Source organism: Martinezella sp. CNPSo 3732 (assembly GCF_057784515.1).
Map to the genome: position 1 here is coordinate 39,530 of NZ_JBXSOO010000004.1, position 19,139 is coordinate 58,668.

Below are 19,139 nucleotides of genomic sequence, written 5' to 3' on the forward strand. Positions count from 1 at the left end.
GCGCCGGCACAAGGGAGAGGCCGGCGCCAGAAGGCACTAGAGCTGATCCTGCTCGAAGGCGTCCTGGACCTGCTGCGCGCCATCCTTCGGCGTGATCTGGCCGGAGACGATGCCGACAGCCACATCGTTGACGACGCGGCCGACCGAGGGGCCGAGATCCTGGTCAAAGAAATTCTGATGCCAGGTCGAATGCGCGAGCTGGTCGGCTGCTTCGTGCATCAGCGGACCCTTCACGCCATCTTCGGCGCCGACGGCGACTGGGATGATCATGCCGGCCTGTGCCATGGTGCGCTCGTTTTCGGCATTGGTGAGGTAAGCGAGGAAATCGAGTGCCTCGGGCGGGGCCTTCTTGGTGACGGCCCAGCCATTCAGGCCGCCGAGCGTGTCTGTGGGAAGACCGGCGCCGCCGGTTACGGCCGGGAAGGCAAAGCGGCCGATATTGTCATCCGCCAGGCCCTTGCCGTCGCCGGCATTGGTGCGCTGGTTGGCAACCGTATTTTCGAAGCCGAGGATCATCGCAGCCTTACCGTCGCCGAAAACGCCGAGCGCCTGCGGCCAGGTGGTGCCGAGATAGCCGGGCTGGAAGGGTTCGAGCTTGCCGAGCTCGGCAAGCTGCTCGCCGGCCTTGATGATCGCCGGATCGTTGAAACCGTTGCCTTTCCCGTTTTTGGCGTCGTTGAAGACCTGCTGACCGCCGTCGCGCATCACCAGATAGCTCCAGTAGAAATGGATCGGCCACTTCTCGCCGCCGCCGCCGGCGATCGGCGCGATACCAGCAGCCTTGATCTTCTTGACCGCGGCCAGATAATCGTCCCACGTCTTGATGGCACTGGCATCGACACCGGCCTTGGCGAACAGGGCTTTGTTGTAGAAGAAGGAAACCGTGCCGAGCTTATAGGGTACTGCGCTGATCTTGTTATCGAAGGTCAGGCCCTTGACGGCCGCCTGATTATAGCTCTTCAGCCAGGCGCCATCCTTGGCGTTCATCGCCGCGGTCAGGTCGAGCAGCGTGCCGGTCTGCTGCTGCTGCTTCAAGACACCACCGCCCCAGCTGAAGAAGAAATCGGGAGCATCCTTCGATTGCAGCAATGTCGGCAGCTTCGCCTTGAAGGCTTCATTGGCCAGGAACTGCATCTCGATCTTTGTGCCGGGATGCTTGGCCTCATACTGATCCGCGATCTTGCGCCAGACGGCGACATAGTTTGGATCGGTTTCCAGATGCAGCCATTTGACGACGGTGTCGGCAGCAGCGCCCGTCGCGCCAGCGAGAATCGCCAGGCCGGTCGTAGCGGCGACAGCGGCAATGCGAAGGGCTTTGACCCCACGTAGATGGATCATGATTTTCTCCTCCCAAGGGAACCAAGAGCCTCAAATATTTTTTCCCTTATGCGGAATAATTCAACGGAGCTTTGCCCAAATGTCAACCGCCATCGCTAAATTTTCGGCAGATCACTGCGAAATGGCTTGACATTAGGCAATGGCCATAGGCTATTTAATTCGCATTCCGTTAAAAATACCAGGCCGCAGCCGAGCGGGTCCGTCATTCGGCGCCATTCTCATGAAAACAGCAGATCCCGAGCTTATGCGGGCGATAAACCGCTTCAACGTGCTGGATACGATCCGGCGGGCGGGCTCCATCGCACGTATCGAAATCAGCGACCGCACCCAACTTTCGACTACGACAGTCTCTGCAATCACGGCCTCGCTGCTGGATGACGGGCTGATCCTGGCCCGCACCGAAGGCGACCTGCGCGAGGCGGCCAGCCGCGGCCGACCCCGCGTCATGCTGGAGCTCAACCCGGATGCCGCGCGCGTCGTCGGCGCGAAAATCGCCGCCAATCGCATGGTTTTCGTCGTGACGGACTTCTGCGGCGAGGTTCTTTCGACGCTGACACTGGCGCTGCGTGTCGACCGGCAGCCGATCGGCGTCATTGCCGATCTCCTGGAGGATGGCGTGCGGCGCTGCGTTGTCGATGCCAATCTGGCGCTCGACGAGGTCGACTCCGTCTGCCTCGGCCTGCCCGGTGTTGTCGAGCACCGCACCGGCCATATCCGCACCAGCCCGATCTTCCGCGAGACGGGCGTCGATTTCGCCAAGGAAATGTCCGAGCGGCTGGGCGTGACCACCATCGTCGAAAGCGATGCGCATGCCATCACGCTGGCGCATCACTGGTTCGGCAAGGCAAGAGATCTGGACGACATGGTTCTCGTGTCGCTGGAACAGACGTTGGGGCTCGGCGTGCTGCATGGCGGCCAGCTCTTTCGCGGCGCCGGCGGCCTCAGCCACAATCTCGGCGATCTCGTTCTCGGCATGGGTCCACAAGGCATTATTCGTCTGGCAAGCCTTGCCGGCGAAAGCGCCATTCTCGGCGACCAGCCGAGCGGCCGTTTTGCCGAAGCCATTCGCCTCGGCCGCGGAATGGCGCATGCCAAAACGCTGATCGATGCCGAGGATATCTCGCTGATCAATGCTGCCATCCGCGCCGGCGAGGCATGCGGCATGGCGCTCGCCAACATCGTCACGCTGTTTGCCCCGCCGCGCGTTATTCTTGTGGGATCGAGCCTAGCGCTCGGCCAGCCCTTTCTCGACAGCCTGCGGGAGGCCTATTCGCTGGCCATCCCGCCATCGATCAGGGGCGTGACCGAACTCGTCTTCGACCAGTCGACCGACGAGACCTGGGCTCAAGGCGCCGCCGTCGTGGCACTGCGCGAACTCTACGAATCGCCCTGGGGAACGACGGGACCGGCACCGGCCCTCTGATCCCGGAGCAGTTCCAGGAAAAGTGCGTAGCGGTTTTCCGTCCGGAATTGCGTCGAAACAATAGAATAGAGCGGTTCAGCAGCTCCGTGAAACGCTGAACCGCTCCAGGACAGCAAAGACAATTTATTTGGAGGAATCTATGAACAAGGTCGGCATCGGCATCATCGGCTGCGGGAACATTTCCGGCGCCTATCTCACCGCCATGAAATCCTTTCCCATTCTTGACATCAAAGGTGTGGCCGACCTCAATCGCGAACTCGCCGAGGCAAAGGCTGCCGAATTCGGCCTGAAGGCAGTCGATATCGCCGCCCTGCTGGCCGACCCTTCGATCGAGATCATCGTCAATCTGACCATTCCGAAGGCGCACGTCGCTGTCGGTCTGCAGGCGCTGGATGCCGGCAAGCATACCTATTCGGAAAAGCCGCTCGGCATCAATTTCGCCGAAGGCAAGAAACTCGCGGATGCCGCAGCCGCCAAGGGTCTGCGCATCGGCGCCGCCCCCGATACCTTCCTCGGCGGCGGCCATCAGACGGCGCGTGCCATCATCGACGAGGGCGCGATCGGCATCCCGGTCGGCGGCACCGCCACCTTCATGTGCCCCGGCCATGAACGCTGGCATCCGAATCCGGCTTTCTACTATGAAGTCGGCGGCGGCCCGATGCTCGATATGGGCCCCTATTACATCACCGATCTCGTCAATCTGCTCGGGCCCGTCTCTCAGGTCGCCGGCTTTGCCATTACCCCACGCAAAGAGCGCATTATTACCAGCGAGCCGCGCAATGGCGAGCACATCCCCGTGCATGTGCCGACGCATGTTGCCGGCGTCATGGCCTTTGTGAGTGGCGCTGTCGTCCAGATCGGCATGAGCTTCGATGTCGCCGGCCACAAGCATGTTCCTCTCGAAGTCTACGGCACCGAAGGCACGCTGATCGTGCCTGATCCCAACCGTTTCGGCGGCCCTGTGGAGTTTCTAAAGAAGGGCGGCGAATTTGCCGAGCGCGAGATCACCGCGCCCTATGCCGACGGCAATTACCGTTCGCTCGGTGTCGCCGACATGGCGCACGCCATCCGCTCGAACCGTCCGCACCGCGCCAATGGCAGCCTCGCGCTGCATGTGCTCGAAGTCATGGAAGCCTTCCAGACGGCTTCCGATACCGGTCGCACGGTCGCCATCACGACGCAAACGGAGCGTCCGGCCCCTCTGTCCGAATCCCTGGTGGACGGGCAGATCGGCCGCTAACCAAGTAATTTCAGGAGAACTATCATGCGTGAAGCACTTATCGTCTGGGGCGGCTGGAGCGGCCACGAACCGCAGGAATGCGCCCATATCATCCGGGACATGCTGGAAGAGGATGGCTTCAAGGTCTATCTCGAAAACAGCACCGAGGCCTTCGCCGATCCCTCGATCCACGATCTCAGCCTGATCGTGCCGATCGTCACCATGTCGAAGATCGAAAAAGAAGAGGTGAAGAACCTCGCGGATGCGATCGAAAGCGGCGTTGGCATAGCCGGCTATCATGGCGGCGCGGGCGATAGTTTCCGCGAAAGCGTCGAATATCAGTTCATCATCGGCGGCCAGTGGGTCGCCCATCCCGGCAACATCATCGACTATACGGTCAATATCACCCGCCCGGACGATCCGATCATGGAGGGGATCACCGATTTCCCCTACACGTCGGAGCAATATTACATGCATGTCGACCCATCGAACGAAGTTCTGGCGACCACGACCTTCACCGGCGATCATGCCTACTGGATCGACGGCGTCGTCATGCCGGTCGCATGGAAGCGCAAATACGGCAAGGGCCGCGTCTTCTATTCCTCGCTCGGCCACCAGGCCAAGGAATTCGACGTGCCGCAGATGAAGACCATCTTCCGTCGCGGCGCCAACTGGGCGGCGCGCTAAGCCCTGTCTATTGCGAAAATCACCGCCCCTCATAATGCTTGAGGGGCGGTTCTGCGTCCGCCATCCCGATGATGGCGCGGTCGCGCACGGCGGTTTTCATCGTTTTGAGCAATGACGAGCAGGCGGGACAGACCGCCGCGAACGGAGCTTGGGCAGGGGCTCCATCCCGCGTCCTGCAATCAGCTATCAACCGTCCTTATCTCACCTCGACGTAGCAGATCCTGCCTCGCATTCCGTGCCAGGCTTCACTCCCCATTTTGATCGTGCGACTATCAGCACGGGCGACCAAGCTCCGTTCAGCCCCAATGCGCGTGGACGCATCGAAAGGTGCGTCAGCCTCCATTTGCAATTCCGATCAATTGCTTACCAGATTGATAATAAATCGCTAAAACACGCCTGAGACGGGATTTATGAAGCGAAACTGAAACGCGGTCAGTTTTCGTTTGACATTCCTTTATCTTCATTTATCGTCATTCTTGTTTCGGTTTTCGCGTGAGGGATGCAAATCGAAACAGGGGGAGGAATAATTGTCCGAATATCAGATCGATACGGAAAACGGCATGGTTGGCGGCATCGGCCGCATGGCCACTGACGTCGCCTGGCGCAATCCTCGCCGGCGCGACGGTTCCGCGGGCAGATCGGCGCAATCCACTTCCGAACAATCATAATCTCAGCAGCAGGCGCCGTCCGGCAACGACAGGACGGTTTGGTCTCTTCGCAATCCTCGCGGCAGCATTGACATGCGGCGCATGGAAGGAATCTATCGTGCTTGAACTCAGGGGCGTATCGAAGTCTGTCGGCGGCGAAACGCATATCGCGGAAACAAATCTGACGCTGCAGCGCGGCACGCTGAATGTGCTGCTGGGGCCGACGCTGTCGGGCAAGACGTCGCTGATGCGGCTGATGGCCGGGCTCGACAAGCCGACCACGGGCGCGATCCATGTCGATGGCAAGGATGTCACCGGCCTGCCGGTGCAGCGCCGCAACGTCGCCATGGTCTACCAGCAATTCATCAACTATCCCGCGATGACCGTATACGACAATATCGCCTCGCCGATGCGGTTGAGCGGCAAAAGCGCGGCGTCCATCGACAAGGAAGTAAAAAAGGCAGCCGATCTTTTGCGGCTTGGTCCTTTTCTTGATCGCCTCCCTTTGAGCCTTTCCGGTGGCCAGCAGCAGCGCACGGCGCTCGCCCGCGCCATCGTGAAAAATGCCGGGCTGGTGCTGCTCGACGAGCCTCTCGCCAATCTCGATTACAAACTGCGCGAGGAGCTACGTGCCGAATTGCCGAAGATCTTCGCCGAATCCGGCGCGATCTTCGTCTACGCCACCACCGAGCCCTCCGAAGCGCTGCTTCTCGGCGGCAATACCGCGACCCTGGCGGAAGGCCGCATCACGCAATTCGGATCGACGATCGATGTCTTCCGCAATCCCCATGACTTGATTACCGCGACCACTTTTGCCGATCCGCCGCTGAACACGATGACGCTCGACAAGCGCGGCCGGGAATTCGTGCTCGACAGCAACATCCGCCTGCCGGTACCGAGGGGTTTGGAAGACCGGCCGGATGGCCGCTACACGATCGCCTTCCAGCCGCATCATCTCGCGCTTGCGCCGCAGACGCCGGAGGCCGTCGCCGCTCCGGCACGGGTGATGGTGACCGAGATCACCGGCTCGGAGAGCTTCATCCATATCGATTTTGCCGGCCGGCGCTGGGTGATGCTGACGCAGGGCGTGCAGGATATCGATGTCGACGATGCGATCGATGTCTATATCGACCCGCGCCACATCATGGTCTTCGACACCGATGGCGCCGCCGTCACTCCCGTCCTGCAACAAGCCGCCTGAGGAGAGACCATGGCCCGCATCGATCTTGACCACATCCGGCACGCCTACAATGATCACCCGAAATCCGATGCCGATTACGCGCTGAAGGAAGTCAACCACAGCTGGGAAGATGGCAGCGCCTATGCCCTGCTCGGCCCCTCGGGCTGCGGCAAGACCACGCTTCTCAACATCGTTTCCGGTCTGGTACAAGCTTCCGAAGGCCGCATCCTGTTCGACGGCAAGGACGTAACCCGGCTGTCGACCCAGGAGCGCAACATTGCGCAGGTTTTCCAGTTCCCGGTCGTCTACGACACGATGACCGTCTACGACAATCTCGCCTTCCCGCTGCGCAACCGGCACGTTCCGGAAGCAGAGGTCAAGCGCAAGGTCGATGAGATCATCGAGATGATCGGCCTTTCCGACAGCGCCCATCGCAAGGCCCGCGGCCTGACGGCCGATGCCAAGCAGAAGATCTCCCTCGGCCGCGGCCTCGTGCGCTCCGACGTCAACGCCATCCTGTTTGACGAGCCGCTGACCGTCATCGACCCGCACATGAAGTGGGTGCTGCGCTCGCAGCTGAAGCAGCTGCACCGCCGCTTCGGCTTCACCATGGTCTATGTCACCCACGACCAGACGGAAGCGCTGACCTTCGCCGACAAGGTAGTGGTCATGTACAATGGCGAAGTGGTGCAGATCGGCACGCCGAACGACCTTTTCGAGCGCCCGCGCCACACCTTCGTCGGCTATTTCATCGGTTCACCCGGCATGAACGTCATGCCTGTCGAAATCGAAGGCAGCAGCGCGCGCATCGGCAACCGCACAATCGCGCTTCCCGGCGCGCCGAAGGAAAAGCAGACCGGCCGTTCCGAACTCGGCATTCGCCCCGAATTCGTCCGCATCGGCCGCGAAGGCATGCCCGCCACCGTCACCAAGGTCGAGGATCTCGGCCGCCGCAAGGTGGTCCGCGCCAAGCTCGATGGCCAGGACATCGTCGCTGTCATCGGCGAGGACCAGACGGTGCCGGCCGAACCGCACATCGCCTTCGATCCGGCGGGCATCAATATCTACGCCGACTCCTGGCGCATCGAGATGGGAGCCTGACGATGGACAAGACCTGGAACAACAAAGCCTGGTTCATGCTCATTCCGGTTCTGCTGCTCGTCGGTTTTTCCGCCGTCATTCCGCTGATGACGGTCGTGAACTATTCGGTGCAGGACACCTTCGGCAACAACGTCTTCTTTTGGGCGGGCACCCAGTGGTTCGAAGAAATTCTTCGGTCCGGCCGTTTCTGGGATTCGATGATCCGCAACCTGATCTTCTCCTTCGTCATCCTGGCGATCGAGGTACCGCTCGGCATTTTCATCGCGCTCAACATGCCGAAGAAGGGCATCGGCGTTCCCGTCTGCCTCGTGCTGATGGCCTTGCCGCTGCTCATCCCGTGGAACGTTGTCGGCACGATCTGGCAGGTCTTCGGCCGCAGTGACATCGGGCTGATGGGCTATGTGCTGGTCAATCTCGGCATCGACTACAATTACGTCTCCGATCCGGCAGACGCTTGGGCGACGATCATCATCATGGACGTCTGGCATTGGACAAGCCTCGTCGTGCTGCTCTGCTATGCCGGCCTCGCCTCGATTCCCGACGCCTTCTACCAGGCCGCCAAGATCGACGGCGCGTCGCGCTGGTCCGTCTTCCGTTACATCCAGCTGCCGAAGATGAACCGCGTGCTGCTGATCGCCGTGCTGCTGCGCTTCATGGACAGTTTCATGATCTATACCGAACCCTTCGTCGTCACAGGCGGCGGCCCCGGCAACTCCACGACCTTCCTGTCGATCGATCTTGTGAAGATGGCACTCGGCCAGTTCGACCTCGGCCCGGCCGCGGCCATGTCGCTGGTCTACTTCCTGATCGTGCTGCTCTTGTCCTGGGTCTTCTATACCGTCATGACCAATTACGATGCGGGAGCAAGCCGATGAGCGGCAAACCCCTTTCCACCACGGCCGATAACGCCACTATGCACAAGCTGACCGCTTCCGATGCCGCCGCCAATGCGAGCACTGCCACGGGCGCACAAGTTGCCCGCCGGCACGGCGAAAAAGGGCGATGGGCCTGGCTGGTCCCGACGATCTACATCATCTTCCTGCTCCTGCCGATCTACTGGCTCGTCAACATGAGCTTCAAGACCAACGAGGAAATCATCGGAGGCCTGACGCTCTATCCGCACCAGCCGACGCTGCGCAACTACGCGATCATTTTCACCGATCCGTCCTGGTACAAGGGCTATATCAACTCCATCACCTATGTCGTCATGAACATGGTGATCTCGGTCGCCTGCGCGCTTCCCGCGGCCTACGCCTTCTCGCGCTACCGCTTCCTCGGCGACAAGCATGTGTTCTTCTGGCTGCTGACGAACCGCATGGCGCCGCCGGCGGTCTTTGCGCTCCCCTTCTTCCAGCTCTATTCGGCCTTCGGCCTGATCGATACCCACATCGCCGTGGCGCTGGCGCACTGCCTGTTCAACGTGCCGCTGGCGGTCTGGATCCTCGAAGGCTTCATGTCCGGCGTGCCGAAGGAAATCGACGAGACGGCCTATATCGACGGCTATTCATTCCCCCGCTTCTTCATCAAGATCTTCATTCCCCTGATCGCAAGCGGCATCGGCGTCGCCGCCTTCTTCTGCTTCATGTTCTCCTGGGTAGAACTGCTGATCGCCCGCACGCTGACGACGACCGATGCCAAACCGATCGCCGCCATCATGACACGCACGGTCTCGGCCGCCGGCATGGACTGGGGCCTGCTTGCCGCCGCCGGCGTGCTGACGCTGATCCCCGGCGCACTCGTCATTTATTTCGTCCGCAACTACATCGCCAAGGGCTTCGCGCTCGGCCGCGTCTGAAGGAAAACCGCCATGAATACAGACTTTTCCTGGATGGCTTGGACCCTGCCGACGGCGCTGTTCTTCGCGACGATCCTGCTGCTTTTGATTGGCATGGCGGTCTGGGAATATGTTTCGCCAGGCGGTAATCCGCGCCTCGGCATTCTGCGCTTCGAAACGACGCGCGGCGACCGGCTGTTCATTTCGCTGCTCGGCGCCGCCTTCATCCATCTCGCCTGGCTGGGCCTGGGAGGCCCCAGCCTGTGGTGGGCTCTTGCTCTTTCCGTGGTCTACGCGATCGGCGTCTTCCGTCTGGTCTGACGCGGAAATTCAACCCGTTACCGCCCCGTTGCCCATCCGGTCATGCGGAGCAGTAAGGCAAATCGGTACAGATGGCCGGAAATCCGGCTGGCTGACAATGCACTCGCAACCTGTAGGGAGGAATATATGCGACGGCATCTCTTGACGACAACGGCAGTTGCCTTGCTGGCTCTGGCCGGCACGGCGCACGCCGGCATGAACGAAGCCAAGACATTCCTGGACAAGGAGATCGGCGATCTCTCGACGCTTTCGCGCGCCGACCAGGAAAAGGAAATGCAGTGGTTCATCGATGCGGCCAAGCCTTTCCAGGGCATGGAAATCAAGGTCGTGTCGGAAACTCTGACGACGCATCAGTATGAATCGCAGGTTCTCGCCCCGGCCTTCACCGCCATAACAGGCATCAAGGTCACCCACGACGTCATCCAGGAAGGCGACGTCGTCGAAAAGATCCAGACGCAGATGCAGACCGGCCAGAACCTCTATGACGGCTGGGTCAACGATTCCGACCTGATCGGCACGCATTGGCGCTACAAGCAGGTTCGCAACCTGACCGACTGGATGGCTGGCGAGGGCAAGGACGTCACCAATCCGGGCATCGATATCGCCGACTTCATTGGCACCAGCTTTACGACTGCTCCGGACAAGAAGCTCTATCAGCTCCCTGACCAGCAGTTCGCCAACCTCTACTGGTTCCGCTACGACTGGTTCAACGACCCGAAGAACAAGGCCGATTTCAAGGCTAAGTACGGCTACGAACTCGGCGTGCCGGTCAACTGGTCGGCCTATGAAGATATCGCCCAGTTCTTCACCGGTCGCGATGTCGACGGCAAGAAGGTCTTCGGCCATATGGACTATGGCAAGAAGGACCCGTCGCTCGGCTGGCGCTTCACCGATGCCTGGCTGTCGATGGCCGGCAACGGCGACAAGGGCCTGCCGAACGGTCTACCGGTTGACGAATGGGGCATCAAGGTCGATGCCAATTCACGTCCTGTCGGCTCCTGCGTCGCCCGCGGCGGCGACACCAACGGCCCGGCGGCGGTCTACTCGATCCAGAAATATCTCGATTGGTTGAAGGGCTACGCTCCGGCGGAAGCCCAGGGCATGACCTTCTCCGAATCCGGCCCGGTTCCGGCGCAAGGCAATGTCGCCCAGCAGATCTTCTGGTACACGGCCTTCACCGCCGATATGGTCAAGCCCGGCCTGCCGGTTATGAATTCGGATGGCACGCCGAAGTGGCGCATGGCACCGTCTCCGCATGGCGTCTATTGGAAGGACGGCATGAAGCTCGGCTACCAGGACGTCGGCTCCTGGACGCTGATGAAATCGACTCCGGTCGATCGCGCCAAGGCCGCATGGCTCTATGCGCAGTTCGTCACTTCGAAGACGGTGGATGTGAAGAAGAGCCATGTCGGCCTCACCTTCATCCGCGAATCCACCATCCGCGACAAGAGCTTCACCAAGCGTGCACCGGAACTCGGCGGTCTGATCGAGTTCTACCGCTCGCCGGCCCGCGTGCAGTGGTCGCCGACCGGCACCAACGTTCCTGACTATCCGAAGCTCGCACAGCTCTGGTGGCAGGCGATCGGCGATGCCGCTTCCGGCGCCAAGGATGCGCAAGGAGCCATGGATGCGCTCTGCGCCGATCAGGAACGCGTCATGCAGCGCCTAGAACGCGCCGGCGTTCAGGGCGACATCGGCCCGAAGCTCGCCGAAGAGCACGATCTTGCCTACTGGAACGCAGATGCCGTCAAGAACGGCCATCTCGCCCCGCAGCTGAAGGTCGCCAACGAAAAGGAAAAGCCGATCACCGTCAATTACGACGAACTGGTCAAGAGCTGGGCCGACGCGAAGAAATAAGCAACCGCACTTGGAGATGCGGCGGTGCCGGGGTCTGAAAGGACCCCGGCATTTTATTGTTTCAGAGCTCCAGCACGGCCCTGTCAAAAACGCCGCCGCATGATGGAGGCGCTTGGCACAGGGGACCGCAAATCGAAATCAACTGAACCCGGATCCACCAGCTGTCATATACTTGACACATTCCGTCTACGCGCAAACTATCCTTGCCCGGATCAGGACTTTGACGCCTGTTTGAAATCGTTGATGCGATGAGTTGATTTCCAGAATTTCATAAAGGAGAACGGAGTGGAAAATAGATATATAGGGCGCCTGACATTCGTGATCGGCCTTGCGTCCGCGTTGCCGGCTTTGGCCGCCGATCTGCCGGCCGCCATGCCCGACGACAATCTCAATGCCGTTCTTTGGGATCAGACCTCGGTGGAGGCGCAGGCCAATGCGCTTGGTGCCTATGCGCTCGGCCGTATCAGGCTCGATGAAGCGCTGGCCGATAAGAACTGGACCGCAGCTCCGGTTGAGCAGACAGGTAATTTCCAGGACTTTCCACCCGCCATCATCCTCGATGTCGACGACACCATCCTTAACACCTCGCCCTATCAGGCGCGCAACATCACGACGGGTACAAGCTTCAAGCCGGACACCTGGACGCAATATGTCAATGCCCAGCAGGACAAGCCGATTCCCGGCGCGGTGGAATTTACCCGATATGCAGCGTCAAAAGGCGTGAAGGTCTTCTACGTGACCAACCGCACCGCCGATGAGGAAGGCCCGACCGTTGAAGAAATGAAGCGTTTCGGCTTTCCGATGGGCGACAATGTCGACACTTTCCTGAGCGCCAAGGAGCAGCCGGACTGGGGTTCGGCCAAGGGCACGCGCCGCGCCTTCATCGCCAAGAACTACCGCATTCTCCTGATGTTCGGCGACAATTTCGGCGACTTCACCGACGACTACAAGGGTACGGTCGAAGAGCGCCAGAAAGTCTTCGAAGCCAACAAAGCGCATTTCGGCCACGACTGGATCGCCATCGCCAACCCGACCTATGGCTCGTTCGAAAGCGCACCCTACAAGGGCGATTACAAGCTGCCGCCGGAAGAACAGCGCCGGATGAAGCAGGATGCACTGAAGCCCTGGGATGGGAAGTAGGCGTCTTTCGAGAGTGATTGCCAGGCGCGTTCAACTCTGTGGGACCTTTGTGCCTAGCCCCTCATCCTAGCCTTCTCCCCGCAAGCGGGGAGAAGGGACGATCAAGAAACCGCCGATCGTCAAGGAGACTGAAGCTAAGTGAGGCACGATACCCCCTCGCCCCGCTTGCGGGGAGAGGGTTGGGGTGAGGGGCCAGGCACAAAATCAAGGCATAGCCGAACTGGCCTGACAGCCATCCACATAATCGGCCTTATCAGCTCTTCCGCTTTAGCTTCGCCGCACCTTCCTCCACCAGTCGCTTCGCCGCCTCGGCGACCGTAATCTTGCCGAAGGCGAGCTGGTCGGCGACGGGGCGGGCGACGTTCGCGTCGAATTCCTGGGAGCCGAGCGGGGCGGGCACGGGATAGGTGCCGACCTGATCCTTCAACAGCTCGATATAGTGCACCGTCTGCTGCTCCACCGGATTCAGCGTCGGCAGGATGGCGGCGCGCACGGCAGGCGACATCGGCACGCCGCGCTCGACGCCGAGAATCTTACCGGCATCGACATCGTTGACGAAGAAATTGATGAATTTCGCCGCCGCTTCACCGTTCTTGCTGGTGGCGCCGACGCTCCAGATCAGTGCGGGGCGATAATAATGGCCGGACGGGCCGTCCTTCTTCTCGCGCGGCAGCGTGGTGACGGCGAGCTTGCTCTTGACCACGAGCTGATAGCCGACGAGCTGGTTCGAATAGGCCATGCCGATCGCCGATTTTCCGAGTGCCAGACAGTTGCTCTCGATGACGTTCTGGTCGAGCGTCTGGACATCGGCGGAGACCGTGCCGCCGCGTTTGCGCAGATCTTCCCAATAGCTGTACCATTCCTTGGCGTCGTCAACGCCGAAGCCGAGCCCGCCCTCCTCAGTAAAGAGGCTCTTGCCGCGCTGGCGCAGCCAGACATCGAGCACATAATTGTAGCGCGCGCCATAAGGGCCGCCCCAATAGCCACGCTTGCCGGCAGCCTTGGTCATTTCCACCGCGAGATCGGCATATTCCGTCCATGTCGTCGTCGGACCGGGCGGCGTCAGGCCGGTCTTCTTGAACATGTCCTCATCATAGAACATCGCGAAGGAGTTAAGCCCGAGGCCAACGCCATAAAGCTTGCCGTCGACCGTGGTCAGCTTCAACACATCCTTGCCGAAACTGTCGATATTCAGCGTCGAAGGCACGAACTGGTCGAGCGGCATGCAGGCGCCGCGTTTCGAATAATCCGAGATGGTGCTCGGCTCGAGCTGGAAAACGTCCGCGATGTTCTGGCTCGCCATTCCGGTTGCCAGCTTGGCCCAGTAACCCTCACCGCTGATGCTCTCGCCGATGACAGACAGATCGGGATTCTTGCTGTGAAACAGTTCGGCAACGGCGACGGTGCGTTTGCCGCGATCGGGCGAGCCCCACCACATCGCCCGCAGCTGCGTCGTATCGGCAAAGGCGGGGATTGCGCTTCCCCCAAAGGCAAGGCCAGCTGCGGTTCCGGCAGCTCCGATCATGAAAGAACGACGATTCATGCGCATGAGATTCCTCCTTCTCTTGCGTGTCATCCGCGGCGATCTCCCCGACGCCTTCAGCGGACAAGTCAGCGTGACGATATGCAACTTCCTTGCACTGTGCAATAAAAAATCTTTCTATTGCAAATTTGCATAATTTTGCATAGCGTTTGCGATATGAACGATATTCGCTCCAAACGCATCAGGCAGGCCGACATCGCCACTGCCGCCGGCGTCTCCGTCTCGACGGTGTCGCGGGTCCTCACCAATGAACCCGGCATCAGCGAGACGATCCGCCAGCACATCTTCAAGGTAGCGAGCGATCTCGGCTATCCGGTGAAGACCGCAGCCGAGACGGCGGCCGGTGGCCTGGCATTGATCGCCAGCGACAGCGTCACCGGCGGTTTGAGCGTCTTCTATGAAGGCATTCTGGAGGGCCTTCGCGCAGGCGCTGCCGAGCGCGGCATGCGCTTCGACATCCGCCTCATCCGCGAGGCAAGGACGGAACCGGAACTGGTGAAGGAATATCTGCAGACCGCCGGCGCCGAGGGCCTCTTTCTCGTCGGTATCGACCCCTCGGAAGAGCTCTGCCGGTGGCTCGACACCAGCGGCACGCCGACCGTGCTCGTCAACGGCACCGATCCGAAGCTGCGCTTCGACGGCGTTTCACCCTCGAATTTCTTCGGCGCCTATAACGCGACCGGGCGCCTGCTTGATGCCGGTCACCGCCGCATCCTGCATTTGACCGGCTCGCATCGCCAGACGATCCGCGAGCGCATCGGCGGCTTCGAAGCGGCGATCGCTTCGGTGGAAGGCGCTGAAGGCCGCATCATGCCGATGAATTTCAGGGGCAGCTCCAGCCAGGAAGCCCACGACAAGACCGCCGAGATCCTTGCAGCAGACAAAGGCTATACCGCCGCCTTCTGCATGAACGATTTCATCGCCGTCGGCGTGCTCGACGCCGTCATTGAAGCCGGCCTGCGTGTGCCGGAGGATTTTGCCATCGTCGGCTTCGACGATCTTCCCTGCGCCCTGATGACCAATCCCCGGCTGGCAACCATGCGCGTCGATCGCGCAGCCCTCGGTCGCGAAGCGATCGGCCTGATGATCGCACGCTTCCGCGACCGTGATGCGCCAGCCCGCCACATCTGCCACGGCGTCCAGCCGATCGCCGGCGGCACGCTGCCACCCGAAACCTGAAGCTCAATCCCACCGCGGAAACGATCGAGAAGGCCGAACCGATGATCTATGACCCCGCCAGCTCCAATCCGCTTGCCGGCAACCCGCTGAAGACCCTTCCGGACATGCGCCGCGCGCTGACCGATCTGTTCGATCCGTTGCTGCCTTATTTTTCCGAAGGCAATGCCCGCGTCCGCATCGATGGCGCAGGCGCTCATTTCGACCGCGCAGCCGCCGATCTCGAAGGTTTCGCCCGCCCCCTCTGGGGCTTGGCTCCGCTCGGCGCCGGCGGCGGCGACTTCCGCCATTGGGATCGTTACGCCGCAGGTCTCGCCAATGGTGTCGACCCGAAGCATCCGGAATATTGGGGCGCGGTCAATGGCCGCGACCAGCGCATGGTCGAGCTGGCTGCCCTCGGTTTCGCGCTTGCGCTCGTGCCCGAAAAAATCTGGGAGCCGCTCGATCAGCGCGGCCGCGACAATCTGATTGCCTATCTCAAGCACGCCCGTACCTTCGATTATGCCGACAACAACTGGAAATTCTTCCGCATTTTCGTCGATATCGCGCTTGACCGGCTCGGCGTCTCCTTCGACCGCAGCCTGACCGAAACCTATCTGAACGAACTGGACGGCTTCTACATCGCTGACGGCTGGTATCGCGACGGCAATGTCCGGCGCATCGACCACTACATTCCCTTCGCCATGCATTTCTATGGGCTGATCTATTCCAAGCTCGTGGATGATGATCGCGCCAAGCGCTACCGCGAGCGTGCAGCGCTCTTCGCCAGGGATTTCCGCCATTGGTTCGCGCCCGATGGCGCCACGATCCCCTTTGGCCGCAGCCTCACCTATCGCTTCGCCTGCGCCGGTTTCTGGTCGGCGCTCGCCTTCGCGGATGTCGAGGCGTTGCCATGGGACGAGATCAAAGGCCTGTGCCTCCGGCATCTGCGCTGGTGGGCCGACAAGCCGATCGCCCATCGCGACGGCACCCTGCCGATCGGCTTTGCCTATCCCAACCTACTGATGTCGGAGAACTATAATTCCGCCGGCTCGCCCTATTGGGCCTTCAAGGCCTTCCTGCCGCTGGCGCTGCCTGAAACGCATCCATTCTGGACAGCGGAAGAAAAGGCCCCGGAAAATGAGCCGGCTATCATCCCGCAAAAGCATCCCGGCATGGTCCTGCTGCGTAGTAGGGATGATGTCGTGGCACTCTCCTGCGGCCAGGAAAATCAGCAGATGCGCTTCGGCGCGGAGAAATATTCGAAATTTGCCTATTCCACCCGCTACGGCTTCAGCATTGAAAGCGACGAACGCATCTTTACCGGCGGCGCCTTCGACAGCATGCTCGCCTTCAGCGATGACGGCCTGCACTACCGCGTGCGCGAAACAAATGAAGAGGCGAAACTTGCCGGCGATACGCTCTATGCCAAATGGTCCCCCTATCCGGATGTGACAGTGGAGACTTGGCTGGTGCCGGCTGCGCCTTGGCACATCCGCCTGCATAGGATCAACACGCCGCGGCCGCTGCAGACGGCCGAAGGCGGCTTTGCCATCGCGCGGCGGGATTTCGAAGCCGACACGCTCTCCTCCACGACCGGTGCCGCCTATGCCATCGGCGAAGAGGATTTTAGCGGTATTCTCGACCTCGGCTCGACGATCCCTCGTGAAGGCGTCGCGCAGAAGGCCCCGCCGAACACCAATCTCATCGTTTCCAAAACGCTGGTGCCGCAGCTGCGTGGCACCATTCCCGCAGGCGAAACCATTCTGGTCTCTGCCGTGCTTGCGGCGAAAGACCCATCCGCTGTCGATCACGCCTGGAGCAAGCCGCCAGCCAAACCCGATATCGATGCGCTGCGCGCACTCATTAAAGATAAGGGCGTCACGGTCAGCGCCATCGAGGCACCAGGTCGCCTGCCATGACACAACCTCTCTCCAGCCGCCCGGCCATCGCTTTTGCCATGCTGCCGTCGCGTACGCAGCATGTTCTTCCGGACGCACTTATTCAGCGCCTTGGAACCATCGGCCGCGTGCTCGATGCCGCACCGATGCAAAGTTTCGAGGATGAGCGTGCGGTCAAGCTGCTCGCGGAAACCGAAATCCTGATCACCGGCTGGGGTTCGCCGACGATCGATGCTGCCGCACTGGCGCAGGCGCCGCATCTGAAACTGGTGGTCCACGCTGCCGGCACAGTGAAAGGCCTGCTCGGCGATAGCCTCTTCGATCGCGGCATTCTCGTCAGCCATGCCGCCCAGGCCAATGCCCTGCCGGTCGCCGAATTTACGCTTGCGGCCATCATCTTTGCCGGCAAGAAGGTCTTCCGCTTTCGCGATTTCTACGTCGCCGACCGCAACCGCAATCGGACTATACCGATGCAGACCGACGCCATCGGCAATTACGGCCGCACCATCGGCATCATCGGCGCCTCGCGGATCGGCCGGCGGGTGATCGAGTTGCTTGCCCCCTTCAACTACCGCATCCTGCTCTATGACCCCTTGGTCGATATCGCAGAAGCGGCACGCCTCGGTGTCGAAAAGGCCGAGCTGGACACACTGATGGCATCGGCCGACATCGTCTCGCTGCATGCGCCTTCGCTGCCCGCCACACGGCACATGATCGACGCCCGACGCCTCTCGCTGATGAAGAAGGGGGCGACGTTCATCAATACGGCACGCGGCGCGCTGGTCGATGAAGCAGCCCTGATCGCCGTGCTGAAGACCGGGCGTATCGACGCTATCATCGACGTCACCGATCCAGAGATTCCGGAGGCCACCTCGGCGTTTTACGAGCTGCCGAACGTCTTCCTGACGCCGCATATCGCCGGTGCCATCGGGCTGGAGCGGACCCGCCTCGGCGAGATGGCGGTCGACGAAGCCATCCGCTTCATCAAGGGCAAGCCGCTGCTCTATGAAATCCGTCGCGAGGATATGGCGCTGATGGCATGATGCGACGCAGCAAATCCATGAAAGCACCCTGAAATCGCCCCATTTCGGCACAGACAAACAACCCGTTTTTAATCATTCCGCGCTAGCAATCTCATGAGCGTGTGTCCGTCAAAAGCTCGGTTTCGAATTTTTGGAAAGGACCATGCGCCGGCAGGTTGTTGCTGCGTACCTTGTGCCTCCGGAAGACGCACGGCGCAGCAATGAAGAGGTTCTAGTAATGCGTAGCCGCGTCCTTTCCATTCTGGCCGTAATGCTGCTCGGCGTGCTGGCGGGCTGCGCCACCGCACCGTCGCACACCCGCAATATCTGCGCGATCTTCGACCAGCGCGATGGCTGGTTCAACAACTGGCAGCGGGCAGCGGAGCGCACCGAACGCAAATACGGCGTGCCGGTGCCGATCCTGATGGCGACGATCTATACCGAATCCGGCTTCCGGCCACGCGCCCGGCCGCCGCGGCGCTATTTGCTCGGCTTCATTCCCTGGAAGCGCCCGACGACCGCCTATGGCTACTCGCAGGCGCTCGACGGCACGTGGGACAAGTACAAACGCGAGACGGGCAACTGGACGGCAAGCCGCACCAATTTCGCCGACGCCATCGACTTCGTTGGCTGGTATCATTACCAGACCCACCTGCAGACGGGCGTTGCCCTGAATAATTCCTACGATCTCTATCTCGCTTATTACTCAGGCCCGAAGGGCTACCTGCAGGGAACGTGGCGCAGCAATTCGACCGCACTCGCCGGCGCCAGGCGCTTCAACGGCATGACACGGATCTACGCTCAGCAGCTGCCGAGCTGCAGCTGATCTCG

General features: G+C 60.9%; 17 protein-coding genes. 15 read left to right on the top strand and 2 right to left on the bottom strand.

What is annotated here, in order from left to right; translation table 11 throughout:
- Nucleotides 1-36: 36 nt before the first annotated feature.
- Nucleotides 37-1,338 carry an ABC transporter substrate-binding protein gene (locus tag AC13RM_RS10955; protein WP_374819579.1) on the bottom strand — a complete coding sequence of 434 codons (1,302 nt, stop codon included), beginning with the start codon at nt 1,336-1,338 and terminating at the stop codon, nt 37-39.
- 220 nt (nt 1,339-1,558) lie between these two features.
- On the opposite strand from AC13RM_RS10955, the gene AC13RM_RS10960 reads away from it, so the two are divergent.
- The 11 genes from AC13RM_RS10960 (at nt 1,559) to AC13RM_RS11010 (ending at nt 12,687) form a co-directional block, all read left to right on the top strand.
- Entirely contained in the window at nt 1,559-2,761 is a 1,203-nt protein-coding gene (locus AC13RM_RS10960; protein WP_374819581.1) for an ROK family protein, read from the top strand.
- A gap of 139 nt (nt 2,762-2,900) precedes the next feature.
- Complete coding sequence (locus tag AC13RM_RS10965) at nt 2,901-4,001, top strand: Gfo/Idh/MocA family protein (protein ID WP_374819583.1); 1,101 nt, start codon at nt 2,901-2,903, stop codon at nt 3,999-4,001.
- A 24-nt stretch (nt 4,002-4,025) separates the two neighbouring features.
- Nucleotides 4,026-4,667, top strand: coding sequence for a ThuA domain-containing protein (locus AC13RM_RS10970; RefSeq protein WP_068389995.1), 642 nt, complete (start codon nt 4,026-4,028; stop codon nt 4,665-4,667).
- A gap of 527 nt (nt 4,668-5,194) precedes the next feature.
- On the top strand, nt 5,195-5,335 hold the full coding sequence (locus AC13RM_RS10975; RefSeq protein ID WP_374819586.1) for a hypothetical protein: 141 nt from the start codon (nt 5,195-5,197) through the stop codon (nt 5,333-5,335).
- 97 nt (nt 5,336-5,432) lie between these two features.
- Nucleotides 5,433-6,515, top strand: a complete 1,083-nt coding sequence (locus AC13RM_RS10980) for an ABC transporter ATP-binding protein (protein ID WP_374819588.1) — start codon at nt 5,433-5,435, stop codon at nt 6,513-6,515.
- A gap of 9 nt (nt 6,516-6,524) precedes the next feature.
- On the top strand, nt 6,525-7,595 hold the full coding sequence (locus AC13RM_RS10985) for an ABC transporter ATP-binding protein (protein WP_374819590.1): 1,071 nt from the start codon (nt 6,525-6,527) through the stop codon (nt 7,593-7,595).
- A 2-nt stretch (nt 7,596-7,597) separates the two neighbouring features.
- Complete coding sequence (locus AC13RM_RS10990; RefSeq protein ID WP_113231372.1) at nt 7,598-8,470, top strand: carbohydrate ABC transporter permease; 873 nt, start codon at nt 7,598-7,600, stop codon at nt 8,468-8,470.
- Nucleotides 8,467-9,390, top strand: coding sequence for a carbohydrate ABC transporter permease (locus AC13RM_RS10995; protein ID WP_374819593.1), 924 nt, complete (start codon nt 8,467-8,469; stop codon nt 9,388-9,390). Before AC13RM_RS10990 ends, AC13RM_RS10995 begins: the two co-directional genes overlap by 4 nt.
- Before the next feature lie 12 nt (nt 9,391-9,402).
- Complete coding sequence (locus tag AC13RM_RS11000) at nt 9,403-9,690, top strand: DUF2160 domain-containing protein (RefSeq protein ID WP_488554928.1); 288 nt, start codon at nt 9,403-9,405, stop codon at nt 9,688-9,690.
- Between the two features lie 126 nt (nt 9,691-9,816).
- Nucleotides 9,817-11,547, top strand: a complete 1,731-nt coding sequence (locus AC13RM_RS11005) for an ABC transporter substrate-binding protein (RefSeq protein WP_285176924.1) — start codon at nt 9,817-9,819, stop codon at nt 11,545-11,547.
- 285 nt (nt 11,548-11,832) lie between these two features.
- Complete coding sequence (locus tag AC13RM_RS11010; protein WP_488554929.1) at nt 11,833-12,687, top strand: 5'-nucleotidase, lipoprotein e(P4) family; 855 nt, start codon at nt 11,833-11,835, stop codon at nt 12,685-12,687.
- A gap of 253 nt (nt 12,688-12,940) precedes the next feature.
- On the opposite strand, the gene AC13RM_RS11015 is transcribed toward AC13RM_RS11010, so the two are convergent.
- Complete coding sequence (locus AC13RM_RS11015; protein ID WP_374819597.1) at nt 12,941-14,236, bottom strand: ABC transporter substrate-binding protein; 1,296 nt, start codon at nt 14,234-14,236, stop codon at nt 12,941-12,943.
- A gap of 150 nt (nt 14,237-14,386) precedes the next feature.
- Here AC13RM_RS11015 and AC13RM_RS11020 point away from each other — a divergent pair, with 150 nt between their 5' ends.
- The 4 genes from AC13RM_RS11020 (at nt 14,387) to AC13RM_RS11035 (ending at nt 19,134) form a co-directional block, all read left to right on the top strand.
- Complete coding sequence (locus AC13RM_RS11020; RefSeq protein ID WP_374819599.1) at nt 14,387-15,409, top strand: LacI family DNA-binding transcriptional regulator; 1,023 nt, start codon at nt 14,387-14,389, stop codon at nt 15,407-15,409.
- 41 nt (nt 15,410-15,450) lie between these two features.
- A complete protein-coding gene (locus tag AC13RM_RS11025) occupies nt 15,451-17,307 on the top strand; it encodes a DUF2264 domain-containing protein (protein WP_374819601.1) in 1,857 nt (618 codons plus the stop codon).
- Nucleotides 17,304-18,329: a hydroxyacid dehydrogenase gene (locus tag AC13RM_RS11030; RefSeq protein WP_374819603.1), complete on the top strand. Its 1,026-nt coding sequence runs from the start codon at nt 17,304-17,306 to the stop codon at nt 18,327-18,329. The genes AC13RM_RS11025 and AC13RM_RS11030 overlap by 4 nt, the downstream gene beginning before the upstream one ends.
- Before the next feature lie 217 nt (nt 18,330-18,546).
- Nucleotides 18,547-19,134 (top strand): transglycosylase SLT domain-containing protein, encoded by a 588-nt coding sequence (locus AC13RM_RS11035; protein ID WP_374819605.1) that lies wholly within the window; start codon nt 18,547-18,549, stop codon nt 19,132-19,134.
- Nucleotides 19,135-19,139 lie beyond the last annotated feature (5 nt).